The 16,767-nt window shown below is 71.8% G+C and carries 20 protein-coding genes and 1 other RNA gene; 13 read left to right on the top strand and 8 right to left on the bottom strand.

Going from position 1 to position 16,767, the window contains the following annotated elements:
* Positions 1–6: 6 nt before the first annotated feature.
* From ACFWP3_RS08125 to ACFWP3_RS08115, 3 genes are all read right to left on the bottom strand, one after another.
* A complete protein-coding gene (locus ACFWP3_RS08125) occupies positions 7–1,146 on the bottom strand; it encodes a uroporphyrinogen-III synthase (protein WP_384217462.1) in 1,140 nt (379 codons plus the stop codon).
* A gap of 96 nt (positions 1,147–1,242) precedes the next feature.
* Entirely contained in the window at positions 1,243–2,613 is a 1,371-nt protein-coding gene (locus ACFWP3_RS08120; RefSeq protein ID WP_384217460.1) for a nitrate/nitrite transporter, read from the bottom strand.
* Positions 2,614–2,711: 98 nt separating this feature from the next.
* On the bottom strand, positions 2,712–3,677 hold the full coding sequence (locus tag ACFWP3_RS08115) for a LysR family transcriptional regulator (RefSeq protein ID WP_384217458.1): 966 nt from the start codon (positions 3,675–3,677) through the stop codon (positions 2,712–2,714).
* A gap of 85 nt (positions 3,678–3,762) precedes the next feature.
* On the opposite strand from ACFWP3_RS08115, the gene ACFWP3_RS08110 reads away from it, so the two are divergent.
* The 12 genes from ACFWP3_RS08110 to ACFWP3_RS08055 all read left to right on the top strand — a co-directional run bounded on the left by ACFWP3_RS08110 (position 3,763) and on the right by ACFWP3_RS08055 (position 12,316).
* A complete protein-coding gene (locus ACFWP3_RS08110; RefSeq protein ID WP_384217455.1) occupies positions 3,763–5,145 on the top strand; it encodes an MFS transporter in 1,383 nt (460 codons plus the stop codon).
* Between the two features lie 47 nt (positions 5,146–5,192).
* The gene (locus ACFWP3_RS08105) at positions 5,193–6,554 is read left to right on the top strand and encodes an SH3 domain-containing protein (RefSeq protein ID WP_384217453.1); all 1,362 of its coding nucleotides are present in this window, start codon (positions 5,193–5,195) and stop codon (positions 6,552–6,554) included.
* Positions 6,555–6,690: 136 nt separating this feature from the next.
* Positions 6,691–6,966 carry a type II toxin-antitoxin system Phd/YefM family antitoxin gene (locus ACFWP3_RS08100; RefSeq protein WP_384217450.1) on the top strand — a complete coding sequence of 92 codons (276 nt, stop codon included), beginning with the start codon at positions 6,691–6,693 and terminating at the stop codon, positions 6,964–6,966.
* Complete coding sequence (locus ACFWP3_RS08095; RefSeq protein ID WP_384217448.1) at positions 6,963–7,220, top strand: Txe/YoeB family addiction module toxin; 258 nt, start codon at positions 6,963–6,965, stop codon at positions 7,218–7,220. Before ACFWP3_RS08100 ends, ACFWP3_RS08095 begins: the two co-directional genes overlap by 4 nt.
* 110 nt (positions 7,221–7,330) lie before the next feature.
* Entirely contained in the window at positions 7,331–8,551 is a 1,221-nt protein-coding gene (locus ACFWP3_RS08090) for a helix-turn-helix domain-containing protein (protein WP_384217445.1), read from the top strand.
* Positions 8,552–8,739: 188 nt separating this feature from the next.
* Positions 8,740–8,910, top strand: a complete 171-nt coding sequence (locus ACFWP3_RS08085; protein WP_384217443.1) for a hypothetical protein — start codon at positions 8,740–8,742, stop codon at positions 8,908–8,910.
* Positions 8,907–9,152, top strand: coding sequence for a hypothetical protein (locus ACFWP3_RS08080; RefSeq protein WP_384217441.1), 246 nt, complete (start codon positions 8,907–8,909; stop codon positions 9,150–9,152). Before ACFWP3_RS08085 ends, ACFWP3_RS08080 begins: the two co-directional genes overlap by 4 nt.
* Positions 9,149–9,382: a hypothetical protein gene (locus tag ACFWP3_RS08075; RefSeq protein ID WP_384217439.1), complete on the top strand. Its 234-nt coding sequence runs from the start codon at positions 9,149–9,151 to the stop codon at positions 9,380–9,382. Before ACFWP3_RS08080 ends, ACFWP3_RS08075 begins: the two co-directional genes overlap by 4 nt.
* Before the next feature lie 194 nt (positions 9,383–9,576).
* Entirely contained in the window at positions 9,577–9,849 is a 273-nt protein-coding gene (locus ACFWP3_RS08070) for a putative ATP-grasp-modified RiPP (protein ID WP_384217437.1), read from the top strand.
* Positions 9,850–9,852: 3 nt separating this feature from the next.
* Positions 9,853–10,851, top strand: a complete 999-nt coding sequence (gene tgmB / locus ACFWP3_RS08065; RefSeq protein ID WP_384217434.1) for an ATP-grasp ribosomal peptide maturase — start codon at positions 9,853–9,855, stop codon at positions 10,849–10,851.
* Positions 10,829–12,031 carry an ATP-grasp peptide maturase system methyltransferase gene (gene tgmC / locus ACFWP3_RS08060; protein ID WP_384217432.1) on the top strand — a complete coding sequence of 401 codons (1,203 nt, stop codon included), beginning with the start codon at positions 10,829–10,831 and terminating at the stop codon, positions 12,029–12,031. The genes tgmB and tgmC overlap by 23 nt, the downstream gene beginning before the upstream one ends.
* A 21-nt stretch (positions 12,032–12,052) precedes the next feature.
* Complete coding sequence (locus ACFWP3_RS08055; protein WP_384217429.1) at positions 12,053–12,316, top strand: DUF6087 family protein; 264 nt, start codon at positions 12,053–12,055, stop codon at positions 12,314–12,316.
* 57 nt (positions 12,317–12,373) lie between these two features.
* Here the strand turns inward: ACFWP3_RS08055 and ssrA are convergent.
* From ssrA to ftsE, 5 genes are all read right to left on the bottom strand, one after another.
* Positions 12,374–12,762: a transfer-messenger RNA gene (gene ssrA, locus ACFWP3_RS08050) on the bottom strand.
* Between the two features lie 102 nt (positions 12,763–12,864).
* Complete coding sequence (gene smpB / locus ACFWP3_RS08045) at positions 12,865–13,350, bottom strand: SsrA-binding protein SmpB (RefSeq protein ID WP_361761784.1); 486 nt, start codon at positions 13,348–13,350, stop codon at positions 12,865–12,867.
* A gap of 18 nt (positions 13,351–13,368) precedes the next feature.
* Complete coding sequence (locus ACFWP3_RS08040; RefSeq protein WP_384217427.1) at positions 13,369–14,568, bottom strand: S41 family peptidase; 1,200 nt, start codon at positions 14,566–14,568, stop codon at positions 13,369–13,371.
* 67 nt (positions 14,569–14,635) lie between these two features.
* Positions 14,636–15,598, bottom strand: a complete 963-nt coding sequence (ftsX, locus tag ACFWP3_RS08035; protein WP_384217424.1) for a permease-like cell division protein FtsX — start codon at positions 15,596–15,598, stop codon at positions 14,636–14,638.
* 17 nt (positions 15,599–15,615) lie between these two features.
* The gene (gene ftsE / locus ACFWP3_RS08030) at positions 15,616–16,305 is read right to left on the bottom strand and encodes a cell division ATP-binding protein FtsE (RefSeq protein WP_069923855.1); all 690 of its coding nucleotides are present in this window, start codon (positions 16,303–16,305) and stop codon (positions 15,616–15,618) included.
* Between the two features lie 249 nt (positions 16,306–16,554).
* Between ftsE and ACFWP3_RS08025 the strand changes: the two genes are divergently transcribed.
* A complete protein-coding gene (locus tag ACFWP3_RS08025) occupies positions 16,555–16,746 on the top strand; it encodes a hypothetical protein (RefSeq protein ID WP_069920483.1) in 192 nt (63 codons plus the stop codon).
* Positions 16,747–16,767 lie beyond the last annotated feature (21 nt).

Here is a 16,767-nt window from a genome sequence, read left to right as displayed (position 1 = left end):
GAAGCGTTACGCGTCCGCGTACTTCGCGTCCGCCACCGCGTCCAGCGACAGCCGGTACCCCCGCTTCACCACGGTCTGGATCATCTTCGGGGCCCCCAGCGCAACCCGCAGGCGGGCCATCGCCGTCTCCACGGCGTGCTCGTCGCGCCCCGCCCCCGGCAGCACCCGCAGCAGTTCGGCCCGGGCCACCACCCAGCCCGGCCGCCGGGCCAGGGCCCGCAGCAGGGCCATCCCGGCCGGCGGCACCGGCCGCAGCTCCTCGTCGACCAGGGCCGCGTGCCCGCGGATCTCCAGCCGGTGCCCGGCCACCGGCAGCACCCGCGCCCGGCCCGGCAGCTCCTGGCAGAGCAGCTGCACCAGCGGGCCCAGCCGGAACCGCTCCGGCTGCACGGTGTCCACCCCGTGTGCCTGCAACGGCAGCGCGGTCACCGGCCCCACGCACGCGGCCAGCACCCCGCCCCGCAGCGCCGCCAGCACGGGCTCCCGTACGCCGCGCTCCTCGGCCCGCGACAGCAGCGAGGCCGCCGCCGGGGCCGAGGTGAAGCTGACCGCGTCCACCGCGCCGCCCACCACCGCGTCCAGCAGCCGGTCCAGCGGGGCGAGGTCCTCGGGCGCCATCCACCGGTACACCGGGACCACCACCACGTCGGCCCCGCCGGCCCGCAGCGCCTCGACGAAGCCCGGCAGCGGCTCCCCGTGCAGCTGGAGGGCGATCCGCCGGCCGGCCACTCCGGCCGCCAGCAGCCGTTCCAGTACCTCGGCGAGCGATTCCGACTCCGGGGACCAGTCCTCCACCAGTCCGGCGGCCCGGACGGCGCCCTTCACCTTGGGCCCGCGCGCCAGGAGTTCGGTGGTCCGCAGCCGCGCCAGCAGTTCCTCGCCGATCCCCCATCCGTCGGCGGCCTCGATCCAGCCGCGGAACCCGATCGCGGTGGTGGCCACCACCGCGTCGGGGGCGCAGCCGATCAGTTCCTTGGTGGCGGCGAGCAGTTCGCTGTCGTCGGCCAGCGGAACGATCCGCAGCGCGGGCGCGTGCAGCACGGAGGCCCCGCGCCGGCGCAGCAGGGCGATGAGCTCGTCCGCACGCCGGGCTGCGGTGACGCCGACGGTGAAGCCCGCGAGCGGACCGGTCTTGGTGTCGTCCATCGTGACCTGCCTCGTGACGTGCATGGGGGGCGGTGCGGGTGGACCGAGCCTGCCAAGGTGGCGTGTCGGACTCGGTTCACCCGTATTTCGCCCCGGTTACACCGACGTGAGCTGCGGTTTCGCCTCGGCCCCGGCCGCCGGGACCACCGCGGCCGCCGGCCGGCGAAGGTATACCGACCAGGTCACCGCGCAGCACACGGCGTAGAAGCCGAGGAAGGTGACGAAGGCCGCCGTGCCCGACCCGGAGCTGAGGAACGCCTCCCGGAAGACCAGGTTGATGCCCAGCCCGCCGAGCGCCCCGACCGCCCCGATCAGCCCCATGGAGGCCCCGGAGAGCCGCCGCCCGTAGGCGGCCGCGGCCTCGCCGCCCATCCCGCGCGCCAGCGCCTTCGCCTGGAAGATGCCCGGGATCATCTTGTACGTCGAGCCGTTGCCGAGGCCGCTGAGCACGAACAGCGCCACGAACCCGACGAGGAACACCTCCAGCGACTGCTGCTGCGAGGCGAACACCACCACACCGGTCGCCGCCGCCATCGCCACGAACGTGCCCAGCGTGATCCGCGCCCCGCCGAACCGGTCCGCCAGCGCCCCGCCCACCGGCCGGATCAGCGACCCGAGCAGCGGCCCGACGAAGGTCAGCGAGGCGGCCTGGAGCGGGGTGCGCCCGAACTGGGTCTGGAGCACCAGCCCGAAGGCGAAGCTGTAGCCGATGAAGGACCCGAAGGTCCCGATGTAGAGGAACGCCATGATCCAGGTGTGCGCGTCCCGGACGGCCTCGCGGACGGCGCCGGTGTCGTTGCGCACGGGCGCCAGGTTGTCCATCCGCACCAGGGCCAGCACCGCCGCGAGCACGACCAGCGGGATGTAGGCGCCCAGCAGCAGCCGCGGGTGCCCGGCCCCCGCGGTGGCGATGACCAGCAGTCCGGCCAGCTGCACCACCGGCACGCCGATGTTGCCGCCGCCGGCGTTCAGCCCGAGCGCCCAGCCCTTCTTGCGCAGCGGGAAGAAGGCGTTGATGTTCGTCATCGACGAGGCGAAGTTGCCGCCGCCGACGCCGGTGAGGGCGGCCACGGCCAGGAAGGTGGCGTACGAGGTGCCGGGCTCCATGACCAGCATCGCGGCCACCGTGGGCGCGAGCAGCAGCGTCGCGCTGAAGACGGTCCAGTTGCGGCCGCCGAAGCGGGCGACGGCGAAGGTGTAGGGCACCCGTACGAATGCGCCGACGAGGGTCGCGGTGGCGATCAGGAAGAACTTCCCGGCCGGGTCGATGCCGTACTCGGGGCCCATGAAGAGGACCATCACGGACCAGAGCGACCAGATGGAGAACCCGATGTGCTCGGAGAGCACGGAGTAGACCAGGTTGCGGCGGGCGACCCGCTCGCCGGTCTCCCTCCAGAACGTCTCGTCCTCGGGATCCCACCGCTCGATCCAGCGGCCCCCCTTGCGCGGTGCGGTCGTACCGGTCATCACACGCCCTCCACAGCTGTCGCGTCCGTGGTCACGACCGTAGGAAGGGCGCGTTTCGGCCCCGGTCCCCGCTGGATGACCGCCGGGAAACCTTGCTCTCACCCGCCGCCCGGTCCGGGTGTGAGCCGGGCCGGGACCCAGCTGCCGGGGGGCGGTACGAGCCAGCCCCGCTCGGCGGCCAGCGCACCGGCCGCGGCGCGCAGGGCGTCCAGCCCGGGGTGGCCGAAACCGCGCCGCCACACCATCGAGAGCGGGGACAGCGGCACGGGGTCGGTCAGCGGGCGCTTCACGCAGCCGGGCATGTCGAGGAAGTCCACGGTCACCAGGACCGGGTTGCCGGTCTTGGCCATCACCCGGCGGAACTCCTCCTTCCCCACGGCCACGGGTGCGGGCGGCGCCATCTCGATGCCGCGCCCGGCGAACAGCTCGCGCGCGAGCTCCGTCCACTCCACGGTCCGCGGGTTCCCGGCGCCCGCGTACACGGTCTCCCCGGCCAGCGCGTCCACGCGTACGGCGTCCTGCGCGGCCAGCGGATGCCCCTCGGGCAGCAGCACGGCGAGCGGCTCGTACCGTACGGGCACCTGCGCGAGGCGCGTGCGCAGCGCCGGGGCCAGCCCGTCGGCGTACCCGAAGGCGACGTCGAGCCGGCCTGCCGCGATCTCGGCGGCGGCGTGGGTGAGGCCGCTCTCGAAGCGGGCCATCAGCTCGCAGTCCGGGGCGAGTTCGCGGGCCCGTTCCAGGACCCGGCGGCCGGTGCTGGGGCCGTCGGTGTTCAGGTCGACGAGGAGGGCGCGGGGGGCGGTGAAGGCGGCGGCCAGGTCCTCGTGCGCGGCCAGCACCCGCCGGGCGAGCGGCAGCAGCCGCAGCCCGTCGGAGGTCAGCTCGACGGCGCGGGTGGTCCGTACGAACAGCGCCGTGCCCAGGGTCTGTTCGAGGCGGCGGACATCGCGGCTGAGGGCCTGCTGGGCGACGTAGAGGCGGGCGGCGGCACGGGTGAAGTGCAGCTCCTCGGCGGCGGCGACGAACCCGCGCAGCAGCCGGGGGTCCACATCTCGGGGGATCACCCCCGGAGACTAACAACGGAAACCGGTGAATGGGCTCCGAACAGGTGTTGGACGCCGAACCGGGGCCCGGCCGAGGGTGGTTGCCATGCCCCTCATGACCGTCACCGGCACCACGCTCGTCCTCGCGGCCCCGGCCGCTCCTGCTGCCTCTACCGCTCCGGCTGCTCCGGCTGCTCCGACCGCCCCTGCTGCCCCTGCGTCTGGGCTCGCGCCCGCACCCGCGCCCGTGCCCGCTCCTGCCGCCGCCTGGGGCCGCGTCCTCGGCCCGTACCGGAGCCTGTTCGCCCTCCCCGGCACCCGTGCCTTCACCGCCGGGAACCTCCTCGCCCGGCTCCCCATGGGCATGTTCGGGATCAGCGCGGTCATGATGATCGCCGGCCAGCGCGGTTCGTACGCCCTCGCCGGTGCGGTCACGGCCACCGGCCTGGCCGCGACCGCCCTGGTCGCGCCCTGGACGGCCCGGCTGGTCGACCGGTACGGGCAGGCCCGGATCGCCGTTCCCGCCACCCTGTTCGCGGTCCTCGGCTCGGTCTGCCTGATCGTGTGCGTCCGGACCGGAGCCCCGGCCTGGACCCTCTTCGCCTCCTACGCGGCGACCGCCACCACCCCCAACATCGGCGGCATGTCCCGGGCCCGCTGGACCCACCTGCTGCGCGGCGCCCCGGCCCCGCACCACACGGCCATGTCCTTCGAACAGGCCGCCGACGAACTCTGCTTCCTGCTCGGCCCGGTGCTGGCCGCCTTCCTGTGCACGGCCGTCTTCCCCGAGGCCGGCACCCTCGTCGGCGCCGCCCTGTTCCTCACCGGGATGCTGGTCTTCACCGCCCAGCGCGCCACGGAGCCCCCGGCGACGGGCGCGGCGCCCCGGCAGGGCTCGCCGCTGCGCGCCCTGGCTCCGCTCCTGGCCCTGTTCGGCTGCCTGGGCCTGGTGTTCGGCTCCATGGAGGTCACCTCGATCGCCTACCTCGACGCCACCGGGCTGGGCGCCGCCTCCGGCCTGGTCCTGGCCCTCCAAGCGGCGGGCTCCTGCGCGGCGGGGCTGCTCTACGGCACCCTGCGCCCCCGCACCCTGCGGACCTGCGTCGCCGTCCTGGCCGTCCTCATGGCCCTGCCCTGGGCCGCGGCGGCCGTCGGCTCGGTGCCCGCGCTCGCCGGCGCCCTGCTGCTGGCCGGCATGGCCACGGCCCCGACGATGGTCACCGCCATGTCCCGGGTCCACGCCCTGACCCCCGCGGGCCGCCTCAACGAGGGCATGACCCTCGCCGTCACCGCCATCTTCGCCGGTATCGCGGCCGGTTCCGCCACGGCGGGCCTGACGGTCGACCGGCTCGGTGCGCCGACGGCCTACCTGCTGCCCGCTGCGGCCGCGGTCGCAGCGGTGGCGGCTGCGGCGGCAGGGCGATTCATCCGGCGGGCGGGTGATCGTTCCCGCGTGGTACGCACCGCCGCCGCTCGCGATCCGCAATAACTGGGGGTGCCTTCCCCCAGCGCCCTTTCTTCGCGGAGGAACACCCTTTGTCTGCTCACCGCTCCGTTTCGGCTGCCGTGATCGTCGCGGCCGTCACCGCCTCCTGTCTCGTACCGGCCGTACCCGCCCTCGCCGACTCGGCGGGGCTGCGGTTCTCCCAGCCGTACGTCCCCTCGATCGCTCCCGGCCGGACGGGCCGCGTCGTCATCGCCGCCGCCACCGGGACCGACCAGGCCGTCAGCAGCACCTTCCGGATCACCGCTCCGGAACGGACGACCTTTCCGGAGGCCCGCTTCTACTGGAACGGCCGGCGCACGGCCTCCCCGTGCACGCTCTCGCGCGACGCGCGACAGCTGACCTGCGAGGCCGGAACCCGCGCGGGCTTCGTCTTCCCCGCGAACGAGCAGACCCGGCTCGGCGTGTCCGTCCGCGTGGACGCGAACGCCCCGGAGGGCACAACGCTGGACGGCGGCGAGTGGGCGACCGGAGCCGAGGCGCCCGCCCTGTTCGCCGTGGCCACCTCGGTGACCGGGCCGACGGGCCCGAAGGGCGACGACGGCAAGCCCGGAAAGCCCGGCCACCACGGCAAGCCCGGAAAGCCGGGCCCCAAGGGCGAGAAGGGCGACAAGGGAGACAAGGGCGACACCGGCCCCGAGGGCCCCCGCGGCCCCGAAGGCCCGGCCGGCCCCGAAGGCCCCACCGGCCCCGAAGGACCGCAGGGCCCCTCCGGCGGCCCGCCCGGACCGCAGGGCCCCAAGGGCGACACGGGCGACACCGGCCCCGAAGGACCTGCGGGACCTGAAGGCCCCGCCGGACCCGAAGGCCCCCAGGGCCCCACCGGCCCCGAAGGACCGCAGGGCCCCTCCGGCGGCCCGCCCGGACCGCAGGGCCCCGAGGGACCCCAGGGACCCCAAGGACCCGCAGGCCCGTCCGGCCCTGCCGGCCCGCAGGGCCCCAAGGGACACCAGGGCAAGCCCGGAAAGCCCGGCCCCGCCGGTCCCGCCGGACCCAAGGGACACCAGGGCAAGCCCGGAAAGCCCGGCCCGGCCGGTCCTGCCGGACCGAAGGGACCCAAGGGCCCCCAGGGCCTGCCGGGCAAGCCCGGTCCGCAGGGCCCGAAGGGACCAAAGGGCGACACCGGCAAGCCCGGTGACTGCAAGTGCGGCGGCCACCACGAGCACCCGAAGGCCAAGATCGTCGCCCCCGGCAAGGGCCTCGGCATCCGCTCCGGCCCCGGCACGCAGTACGCGAAGAAGGGCAAGGCCAAGACGGGCACGGTGGTCAAGCTGCAGTGCAAGGTCAACGGCCAGAACGTCGACGGCAATTCGATCTGGTACAAGCTCGCCGACGGCAGCGGCTGGATCTCCGCCCGCTACGCCCTGAACCTCAACAAGGTGCCGTTCTGCTGACAGCGGCCCCCGCCCGACGCACATGACGAGGGCCCCCGCAGCCGAGCTTGGCTGTGGGGGCCATCGTCCGCTCGTACCGGTTTCTGGTACATATCCAGTACCATAAATCCGTACGACCATCGACGAGGAGGGCACCATGTCCATAAGCGCCAGCGAAGCCAGGGCGACCCTGTTCCCTCTGATCGAGCGCGTCAACACGGACCACGCCCCGGTGCGCATCACCTCCAAGAACGGTGACGCCGTGCTCATGTCCGCCGACGACTACGACTCCTGGCAGGAGACCGTCTATCTGCTGCGCTCGCCTGCCAACGCCCAGCGCCTGATGGCCGCGGTGGCTCGGGACCGCGAAGGCGCGCCCGCGATCGCGAAGACCATGGATGAGCTGAGGGATCTGGCCGGAGGCGAGGAGTGAGGAGTGTCCACTTCGACCCCGACGGCTGGGAGGACTTCCTCTTCTGGCTCGCCTCCGACCTGAAGATGGCCCGCAGGATCACCCGCCTGATCGGCGAGATCCAACGCGACCCGTTCACCGGGATCGGCAAGCCCGAGCCGCTGAAGGGGGAGTTGTCGGGCTACTGGTCCCGCCGGATCGATGACGAACACCGGCTCGTGTACCGGGCGGACGAGAAGGAAGTGAAGATCCTCAAGGCCCGGTACCACTACTGATACGGCATGACGAAGGCCCCGCAGCCGGTTGGGGTCCTTTCCCGTTCTCCCGCCACCCGGCCGCGGGTACCGTCCAAGCAGGACCACTACGCGGACGGAGCACAGACAGGATGCCCCAGAACACTGCCGCCGGCACGGGTGCGCGCATCGCGGCGTACCGGAGACTGTGCCGACTCACCCAGCCCCAACTAGCCAACAGAGCCAGCATCTCCGAAAGCCTCCTGGCCAAAGTCGAACAGGGCCGCCGTCCGGCCTCGGCATCGTTCGTCGCCGCCGTGGCCCGCGCCCTCGGCGTACCGGTCACCACCTTCACCGGCCAGCCCTACCTCACCGACCAGGCCCAGGACCGCCTGGACGGCCCCCTGGCCAACCTGCGAGCCTCCCTGGAGAACTGGGACCTGGCCCTGGAGGAGGTCCCCGTCCGCACGGCGACCGCCATCGGCGCGGACGTCCACCTGGTCCTGAAGGCCCGGCGCGCCTCCAACTACGCGAAGATCACCGCTATGGCGCCGGCGCTCATTTACGAACTGGTGCAGGTGTCCCAGACCGCCACCGGGCGCGCCGAAGAGCAGGCACACCGGATGCTGGTCCACGTCTACCGGTCCGCGTACGACGTCGCTTACAACCTGGGGCTGTCCGACCTGGTGGCCCTGCTGCTGTCCCGCATGGACTACTCCGTCCACCGCGGGAACGACCCGTACTTGATGGCACTGCACCACTACATGCGGGCGTACGCCACCTTCACCACGGGCCGTCTGGAGGTCGGTCAGGCCATCATCAGCCGCGCCCTGGACATCGTGGAGACCGGCGTCCAGGCCGGGGACGTACCGGCCCTGTGCTCCGCCGGAAACCTCCGCCTGCGGGCCGCCATGCTCGCCTGCCGGCGGGGCGACGGGGACACCGCCCGCGGGGAGCTGGCCGAAGCGCGCCGCCTCGGGGACATGCTGGGCAGGGAGGTGACAGGCGGCGGAAACGACGGCCCGCACGTCCAGAGCTTCGGCCCCACCAACGTGGCCATCCACGCCTCCGCCGTGGAGATGGAGCTGGGCAACCACGGCCGCGCGTTGCAGCTGGCGAAGGAGGTCCGCCCGCCGGCCGACTACTTCCCCGACCGCCTGGGCCACTTCTGGATCGACACCGCCCGCGCCCAGCTGTCGACGGGGAAGACGGACGCCGCCTTGACCTCCCTCCTCAGAGCGCGGTCCGTCGCCCCCCAGCAGGCCAAGTACCACCCGAGCGTCCGGGAGACCGTAAGCGGCCTCGTGCACACCGCACGCCGCACCCCGGACACCTTGATCGGTTACGCGTCCTGGTGCGGGGCGGACCTGTAGACCACTGTCCACACTGGCCCCACCCGTCACACGGCGTCCTGGAACTGTCACAACCTGTGCCAGTTCTGGGGCGCCGTTCCGCGTTCACTGGTCATCGGCAGCAACCACCGACACCCAGTCGGCCCCGTTCCCCAACAACGCTGCCCACGCACTCGTACGGCTCCAGCTCCCGACGACGTGAGGTGATGATGGCCACAGCCAGCCCGGACAACCACCACGCCCTCCCCGGCCCGCCAGCCGGACCTAGCCCCGAACTCCAGGACCGCGCCGCGGATGGTCTGGCCCGGTTCATGGCCCGCTGGGAGCCCCCGGACGACGTCCAGCACGACCAGGCCGACGACGCGGCGGAGGACCGGTGATAACCATGGTGTCCGCCCGCCGCCCGGCCCCGTACGCGGTCGGGGACCAGGTCACCGGCACCTCCTATGTACCGCCCGAGGACCGCCGCCGGGCGGCACCGGAGCCCATCACCGGCCGCGTGGTCCAGGTCGGCTCCGGTTGGGACGGGGTGGACGCCGCCCGCGCATTCGTCTGGGTGCGTCTCCCCTCCGGGCAGGAGCGCCAGGCCCTGATACGGGACATCACGAAGGTGACCCCGTGACGGGCCGACGGCGCCGGGTCCGGTTACTCGCCGACCCCGCGGGGGCCGGCCTGGCCGCCGTGTGGGCCCTCGGCCACGTCGTCGTTGGAGCCTTCCTGGTCCAGGCCGACGACACGAACACCGTGGCGGCCACGCCCCGGCCGGCCACCTCCCGCCCAGACACCCCGCCCGACGACCACCACAACAACGGTGGCCGGGCGTGCCGGTGGGGGAACCGCGCCACCCTCTAGAGCTGGCCCCGCCGCGACGCCCTGGCTGCCCCTTCCCCCCCTGGGCGGCCGCCCGCGGCGGGGCCCGAAGACCTCCGCCCGGAACAACCCTGGACAGGTCGAGCCGGACGGACCGGTGCCGGGGCCTTCTCCCGAAGGCTCCGGCACCACCTACAGCACCACTCGAACCATCGAATCGAGAGGAGCACCACCCCATGACTCCCACACCCCTTGCGCCTCCGGCGCCGTGGGCAATGCGGCTGGTCACTGACCGGCTTCCGATCGGCCCGCCCGCGTACGCGGCGGTGACGCTGGACCCGTCCACGCAGACCGCCCGCTACACCGACACCGCCGGCCAGCCGGTGGAGATGGGCCAGCACGGCACCAACCAGACCAACCCCACCACGTCCATGTCCGGCGGCAGCGACGGTTCCAGCCCGCAGCCGCAGACCGCGGACGACTCGAACCCCGACTACAGCTCGGACTGACCGATGACCTCCACCATCCTGGTTCTCACTGCGCTGGAGGACGTCACGGCGGACCTGGTGATCTCCGCGCTGAACGAGCGTGAGGTACCCGTGGTCCGCGCCGATCCCGCCGATATCGGCGCCGGGTTGTCCTGCGGTGCCCGTATCGGAGGTGGGGCGGCAGCCTGGGGTGGACGACTGGCCACAGGGAGCCGGGAGGTGGAGTTAGGGGAGGTGGCGGCGGTGTACTACCGCCGCCCCACCCCGTACGCCGCCCGGTACGGCCACCTGCCCGCCCAACAGCGGGACTTCTGCACCGCCGAGGCCCGCCACGGCCTCGGCGGCATCCTGCACTCCCTGGCCGGCGCCCTCTACGTCAATCACCCCCTGTCTGTAGCTGGCGCGGAGTTCAAGCCCGCCCAGCTCCAGCGGTTCATGGAGCTGGGGCTCACCATCCCGGCCACGCTCATCACCAACGACGTGGAGCAGGCCCGGGCGTTCGCCGCCGAACACGGGCCGGTCATTTACAAGCCCTTCCGGGGCCTGCCCGCCGGTGAGGACGGGCACGCCGGGGCGATCTGGGCGCAGCGCGTCAACCCCGGCACCTTCGACGACTCCCTGTCGGTGATCCCGCACCAGTTCCAGGCCGAGGTACCCAAGACCGGCGACGTCCGGATGACCGTGGTCGGCCGGCAGGTGTTTGCCAGCCGCGTGGAAGCCCCGGACGGGGCCCTGGACTGGCGGCGCGGCGACTGGAACAAGCTGGTCCACACCCCCATCGACGTGCCGGAGCCAATCGTGGCGGCCCTGCGCGGCTACCTGGCATCGTTCGGGCTGGTCTTCGGCTGCTTCGACTTCGCCCTGACCGGCGGCGGCGATGCTGCGGAAGACTGGACGGCCATCGAGTGCAACCCGAACGGACAGTGGGGCTGGCTCCCCGACGCACCCGCCATCACCGAAGCGTTTGCCGACATCCTCACCAGGAAGGAGGCGGCAGGCCATGACGATGCCCGCCGACCCTGAGACCGAGGCCGCCCAGCTGCGGCAGACGCTGGCCAGCGCCCTGGCCGAGTCCGGCGCCCTGGCCGATCCCCGGTGGCGGGCGGCCGTGGAGGCAGTACCCCGGCACCGGTTCGTCCCCGGCTTCTACCTGGCCGCCGACGAACTGGACGCCCACGGGCTCACGGTGTGGGAGCCGGTGACCGCCGAACTGGACTACGACAGGTGGCTGGCCGCCGCGTACACCGACACCACCCTGACCACACAGTTCGACGGCGACGAACCCGACTGGCAGCAGCCGCCTGCGCCCCGGCACGGGGGCGCGCCCACGTCCTCCTCCACCCTGCCTTCCCTGGTCGTGCAGATGTGGGCGGACGTCGACGTGCACGAAGGCCACCGTGTGCTGGAAATCGGGACCGGCACCGGCTACTCCACCGCACTCGCCTGCGAACGCCTGGACTCCCGACTGGTCACCTCCATCGAGGTGGACGGCCACCGGCTCTCCCAGGCGGCGGGCGCCCTATACGGGCTGGGGTACACACCCACGCTCGCCGTCGCGGACGGCCTGTACGGGTACTGGCCGCAAGCGCCCTTCGACCGGATCGTGGCCGCCTGCTCCTTCCGCGCCGTACCCCCGGCCCTGATCGCCCAGACCCGGCCGGGCGGAAAGATCCTGCTCACCCTCTCCGGCTGGCTCTACGGATACGCCCGCGTCCTGCTCACCGTGAACGAAGACGGCACAGCCACGGGCCCGCTACTGCCGGGCACGGTCTCCTTCATGTCCGCCCGCACCCACGCCGCCCCCGCGCTCGGGAACCCCACCCACTGGACCGCCCAGCTCACCGACGGAGGCCGCCGCGCCCAGCATTCGCCGCAGCGGATCACCGCCGCCACCACGGAGGCGTTCCACCTGCGCTTCCTGGCCCAGTCCACCATCCCCGACGCCCAGATGACCACCGTGGGTAAAAGCGTGCTCCTGGCCGACACCGTCACCGGCTCCGCCGCCCTCCTCACCCCACAGGGTGACGAGTGGGAGGTACGGGAGCGCGGGCCGGCGCGGCTGTGGGAGCAGGTGGAAAGCGTGCTGACCGCCTACGACAAGGCCGGCCAGCCGGGCCCGGAGACGTTCACCCTTCACGTGTACGAAGGCGGGCAACACCTCCGGCATCCGAAGATTCCAGGGCTCCCCCTTCCCCGCCCCTGAGATTCTGGGACCATCACCCCCATGGCCAAGCACCGCCGCCCAGGACCGCCCAACCAGCCGTCCCGCGCCGTCCCCCGCGTCGACCCGGCTGACCCGCTCGCCGCGTACACCCGCCGCCGCCGGCCACCGCTGGACATCCACCGTCGCCACCGTCCCGCACACGGCGGCGCCGGCCACGTGCGACCGGACGAACCGCGTGTCCTGGAGGAATGGGACGGCTTCGCCTACGTGGTGATCGGCACCGCCTCCGGCCTGGCGGAAGCGAAGGCGTGGGCCTCCGGCTGACGCACATGACAAAGGCCCCGCAGCCGAGAGGCTGCGGGGCCTTTGCCCACATGGGATGAGTGGAGATGGCGGGAATCGAACCCGCGTCCAACGGTGCAGAAGCAGGGCTTCTCCGAGCGCAGTCCGCTGCGCTTTTCTCAGCCCCGGAGATCACACGGACAAGTCTCCGACGGGCTCAGTCACTGTTTGATTTCCCTCCAGCCCCCGTGACCGGGGTTAGAGGTTTAGATCCCTAATTGACGCCAGGATCCGGACCGGGACCACTTCCGGGCTGACGCTCCTCACAGAGGCTTCAGCTCACTGTTATTAGGCAGCGAGGGTGAAGCGGGAGTTATCGCTCTTGGAGTTGGCGATTATTGTTTGCGACATGTGGTTAGCGAGATCATTGCCGCTTCCTCGGCTCGCTTCCCCTGCATCGACATCCGCTGTCGAAACCGATCATCCCCATGTTTCACGCTTTTCAGTTATGTACTGCACAAGTAGCGTCCACCGCGAGCGGCGGGTGCTGACGCCATGGTACGCGAAGTGGACCACCGCGTGCCAGGAGATTAAACCGTACCCCGCTGCTTGCGCCGGATCGCCGAGATCGCCCGGTTCGTCTCGCGGGTGTCCTGCTTCTCCCGGAGCGTCTGCCGCTTGTCGTACTCCTTCTTGCCCTTGGCCAGCGCGATCTCGACCTTCGCGCGGCCGTCCTTGAAGTACAGCGACAGGGGCACGATCGTGTGACCCGTCTCCTCCGACTTGCGCTCCAGCTTGTCGATCTCCTCCCGGTGCATGAGGAGCTTGCGCTTGCGGCGGGCGCTGTGGTTGGTCCAGGTGCCCTGGCTGTACTCCGGCACGTGCACGTTGTAGAGCCACGCCTCGCGGCCCTCCACCGACACGAAGCCGTCGACCAGCGAGGCCCGGCCCTGGCGCATGGACTTGACCTCGGTCCCCGTGAGCACGAGACCGCACTCGTAGGTGTCGAGGATCGTGTAGTCGTGCCGCGCCTTCTTGTTCTGGGCGATCAGCTTGCGCCCTTTTTCCTTAGCCATAGTGAGGTCATTTTCGCACTACGGACCCACCCCGAGGCCACCCAATACCTGCGCGGCCCGCTCCTCGACGCCCGCGCCCGCCGCCACGTCCGGGGTGATGCCCCTGCCGTCCAGGCTGCGGCCGCCCGGTGTGCGGTACGTGCCCACCGTCAGCTCGGCCACTGAACCGTCCGGGAGCTCCGTCGGCATCTGCACCGAGCCCTTGCCGAAGGTCCTGCTGCCCACCGCCACGGCCCGGCCGCGGTCCTGGAGGGCGCCGGTGACCAGCTCGGCCGCGCTCATGGTGCCGCCGTCCACCAGGGCCACCAGCGGCCGGCCGGTGTCCCCGCCCGGGTCGGCGTACAGGGCGCGCTGGTCGCCCCGTACGTCGTACGTCGCCACCAGGCCGCCGTCCAGGAAGGCGGAGGCCGCCGTCACCGCCTCCGCGACCAGCCCGCCCGGATTGCCGCGCAGGTCGAGCATGACCCCGCCGCCGGGCGGGGCCGCGCGCACGGCCGCCTTGACCCGCTCGCCCGAACCGCGGGTGAAGGAGGCCACCTTGATGACGGTGATCCCGTCGCGGAGCTGCCGTACGGTCACCGGCTCGGTGCGCAGCTGCTCGCGGCGGACGGTCTCGGTGAGGTCGGCGCCTTCGCGGCTGAGGTTCAGCACGACGGGGGTGCCGGCCTGGCCGCGCAGCAGGGCGATCACGTCGGTGACGGCGAGGCCGGTGACGGCGTGCCCGTCGACGCTCAGCAGCCGGTCCCCGGCGCGTACGCCGGCCCGGGCGGCGGGGCCGGCGGGCTGGACCTTGTCGACCTCGATGCGGCCTTCGGGGCCGCGCCGGGCCCAGAGCCCGACCCCGGTCCAGCGGCCGTCGAGGCCCTCGGCGAAGGCGGCGTACTCGCCCTGGTCGTAGACGGTGCCCCAGCGGTCCCCGCTGCGGCTGACCACCTCCTGGGCGGCCTTCTTGCCGGACTTCCCGTCGGCGACGGCCTCGGCGGCGGCCCGGGCGACGGCCTCCCGGTCGGCGGTGCCCGTGGCTCTGGGCGGTTCGGGTACGGAGGCCTCCGCGGCCTCGGCACGGACGGCGAGGGCGGCCGCGGTGTCCTCGCGGTCCCAGCAGCCGGTGCTCGCGGCGGTGCCGACGGCCGCGAGGAAGGCCAACGTCAAAGCGGCCCCGCGACGCAGGTCGCGGGGCCGGAGACAGAAGGCGGGAATACTCGGCAGGCCCGGCATGGCGCCGAGTCTAGGACAAGCCCCGTGCCGGTACGGATGGTTGGCCGGACCGCTCACGGGGCGCTCGTCACACCTTCAGGTACTTGCGCAATGCGAGGAACGCGGCCACCGAGGGCATCAGGAGGCCGATGAAGAGCACGTACGGCAGCTTGGCGATGACGGAGGTCCAGCCCATGAAGTCGATGATCTGGATCTTGTCCCGCAGGCCGACGCCGTGGTCGATGACGAAGTACTGGCCCGAGACGAGCATCACGCAGGCGAAGAGCGCGCCGATGAGCCCGGCGACGGCCGCCTCCATGATGAAGGGGACCTGGATGTAGAAGCTGGAGGCACCCACCAGCCGCATGATCCCGGTCTCCCGCCTGCGGCTGAACGCGGAGACGCGCACCGTGTTGACGATCAGCAGCAGCGCCACGATCAGCATGATCAGCATGATGGCGAGCGCGGCGACGTTGAGGTAGTTGAGGATCTTGAAGAGGTCGTCGATGGCCTGGCGCTGGTCGTCGACGGTGTGGATGCCGTCCCGGCCGGTGAAGGCGGAGGTGACGACCTTGTACTTCTCCGGGTCCTTGAGCTTGACCCGGAAGGACTCCTGCATCTGGTCCGGGGTGATGGAGGAGGCCAGCGCCGTGTGGCCGTACTGCTCCTGGTAGTGCTTGTAGGCCTCGTCCGCCGACTCGTAGGCGACGGACTTCACCAGGGACATCTGCTTGAGCTCGGTCTCGATCTGCTTCTTCTGCTCGTCGGTCACCGCACCCTTGCGGCAGGTGGCGACACCGGGGTCGCCCGACCCGGCCGCCTTGTTGGCGGCTTCGGTGGCCTGCTCGGCGTCCGACTTGTTGCAGAGGTAGATCGAGACGTTGGCCTTGTCGTACCAGTAGCCCTTCATCTTGCTGACCTGCTCGCGCATGAGCAGGGAGCCACCGAACAGGGCCAGCGACAGGGCCACGGAGATGATGACCGCGAAGGTCATGGTGAGATTGCGACGGAGACCGACGCCGATCTCCGACATGACGAACTGGGCGCGCATTGCGTCTCAGGGACCTTTCAGTGCTGGTAGCCGTAGACGCCGCGCGACTGGTCGCGCACGAGTCGGCCCTGTTCGAGTTCGATGACGCGCTTGCGCATCTGGTCGACGATCTGCTGGTCGTGGGTCGCCATGATCACGGTGGTGCCGGTCCGGTTGATCCGGTCCAGCAGCTTCATGATCCCGACGGAGGTCTGCGGGTCGAGGTTGCCGGTGGGCTCGTCCGCGATGAGCAGGGCGGGGCGGTTGACGAAGGCGCGGGCGATGGCCACGCGCTGCTGCTCACCGCCGGAGAGCTCGCCGGGCATCCGGTCCTCCTTGCCGCCGAGGCCGACGAGCTCCAGGACCTGCGGGACGGCCTTGCGGATCTCGCCCCGCGGCTTGCCGATGACCTCCTGCGCGAAGGCCACGTTCTCGGCCACCGTCTTGTTGGGCAGCAGGCGGAAGTCCTGGAAGACGGTGCCCAGCTGGCGGCGCATCTGCGGCACCTTCCAGTTGGAGAGCTTGGCGAGGTCCTTGCCCAGGACGTGGACCTGGCCGTGGCTCGCCCGCTCCTCGCGCAGGATGAGCCGCAGGAAGGTGGACTTGCCGGAGCCGGAGGAGCCGACCAGGAAGACGAACTCGCCCTTCGCGATGTCCAGGGAGACATCTCTGAGTGCGGGACGGTTCTGCTTCGGGTAGGACTTGGAGACGCTGTCGAATCGGATCACGGTGCACCACGGTCGCCGGGAGTAGGTGTGCGTGACCATACGCGAACGGGCGCGGGGTGTGGACCCGGCTACCGGAGTTGCCCCTTTTATCCCCCGGTCCGGGAGGATCCTGAGCCGGCCGGGACCGTGATTGCCCGGACGGGCCGCGCCGAATGCCGGCGAAGCTGGCACAGTGGTAGGGGGAACGGTCTCGTTCCCCGCCGCGTTGTAGTCGATGTCGCAGTGTGAAGGGGACGAGAGGAGGAGCGCATGACATATGACCGGCTCGTGTGCGCGAACTGCGCCGCACCCGTAAGCCAGGGCCGCTGCCCTGTGTGCCGGGCGAACCGGGAGCGCCTCCAGCAGGAGGGCCCCTTCTCCGGCCTGAATCCCGTGGCGCTCATCGCCCTCATGGTGATCCTGGTGGCCGCGCTGGCACTGGTGGCCCAGCAGACCGCGTAGACGTACCGATCATGAAGAATC

It is taken from the genome of Streptomyces sp. NPDC058525 (assembly GCF_042719495.1).
Taxonomy (GTDB): Bacteria; Actinomycetota; Actinomycetes; order Streptomycetales; family Streptomycetaceae; genus Streptomyces.
This window is presented reverse-complemented; position numbering and strand designations above follow the sequence as displayed.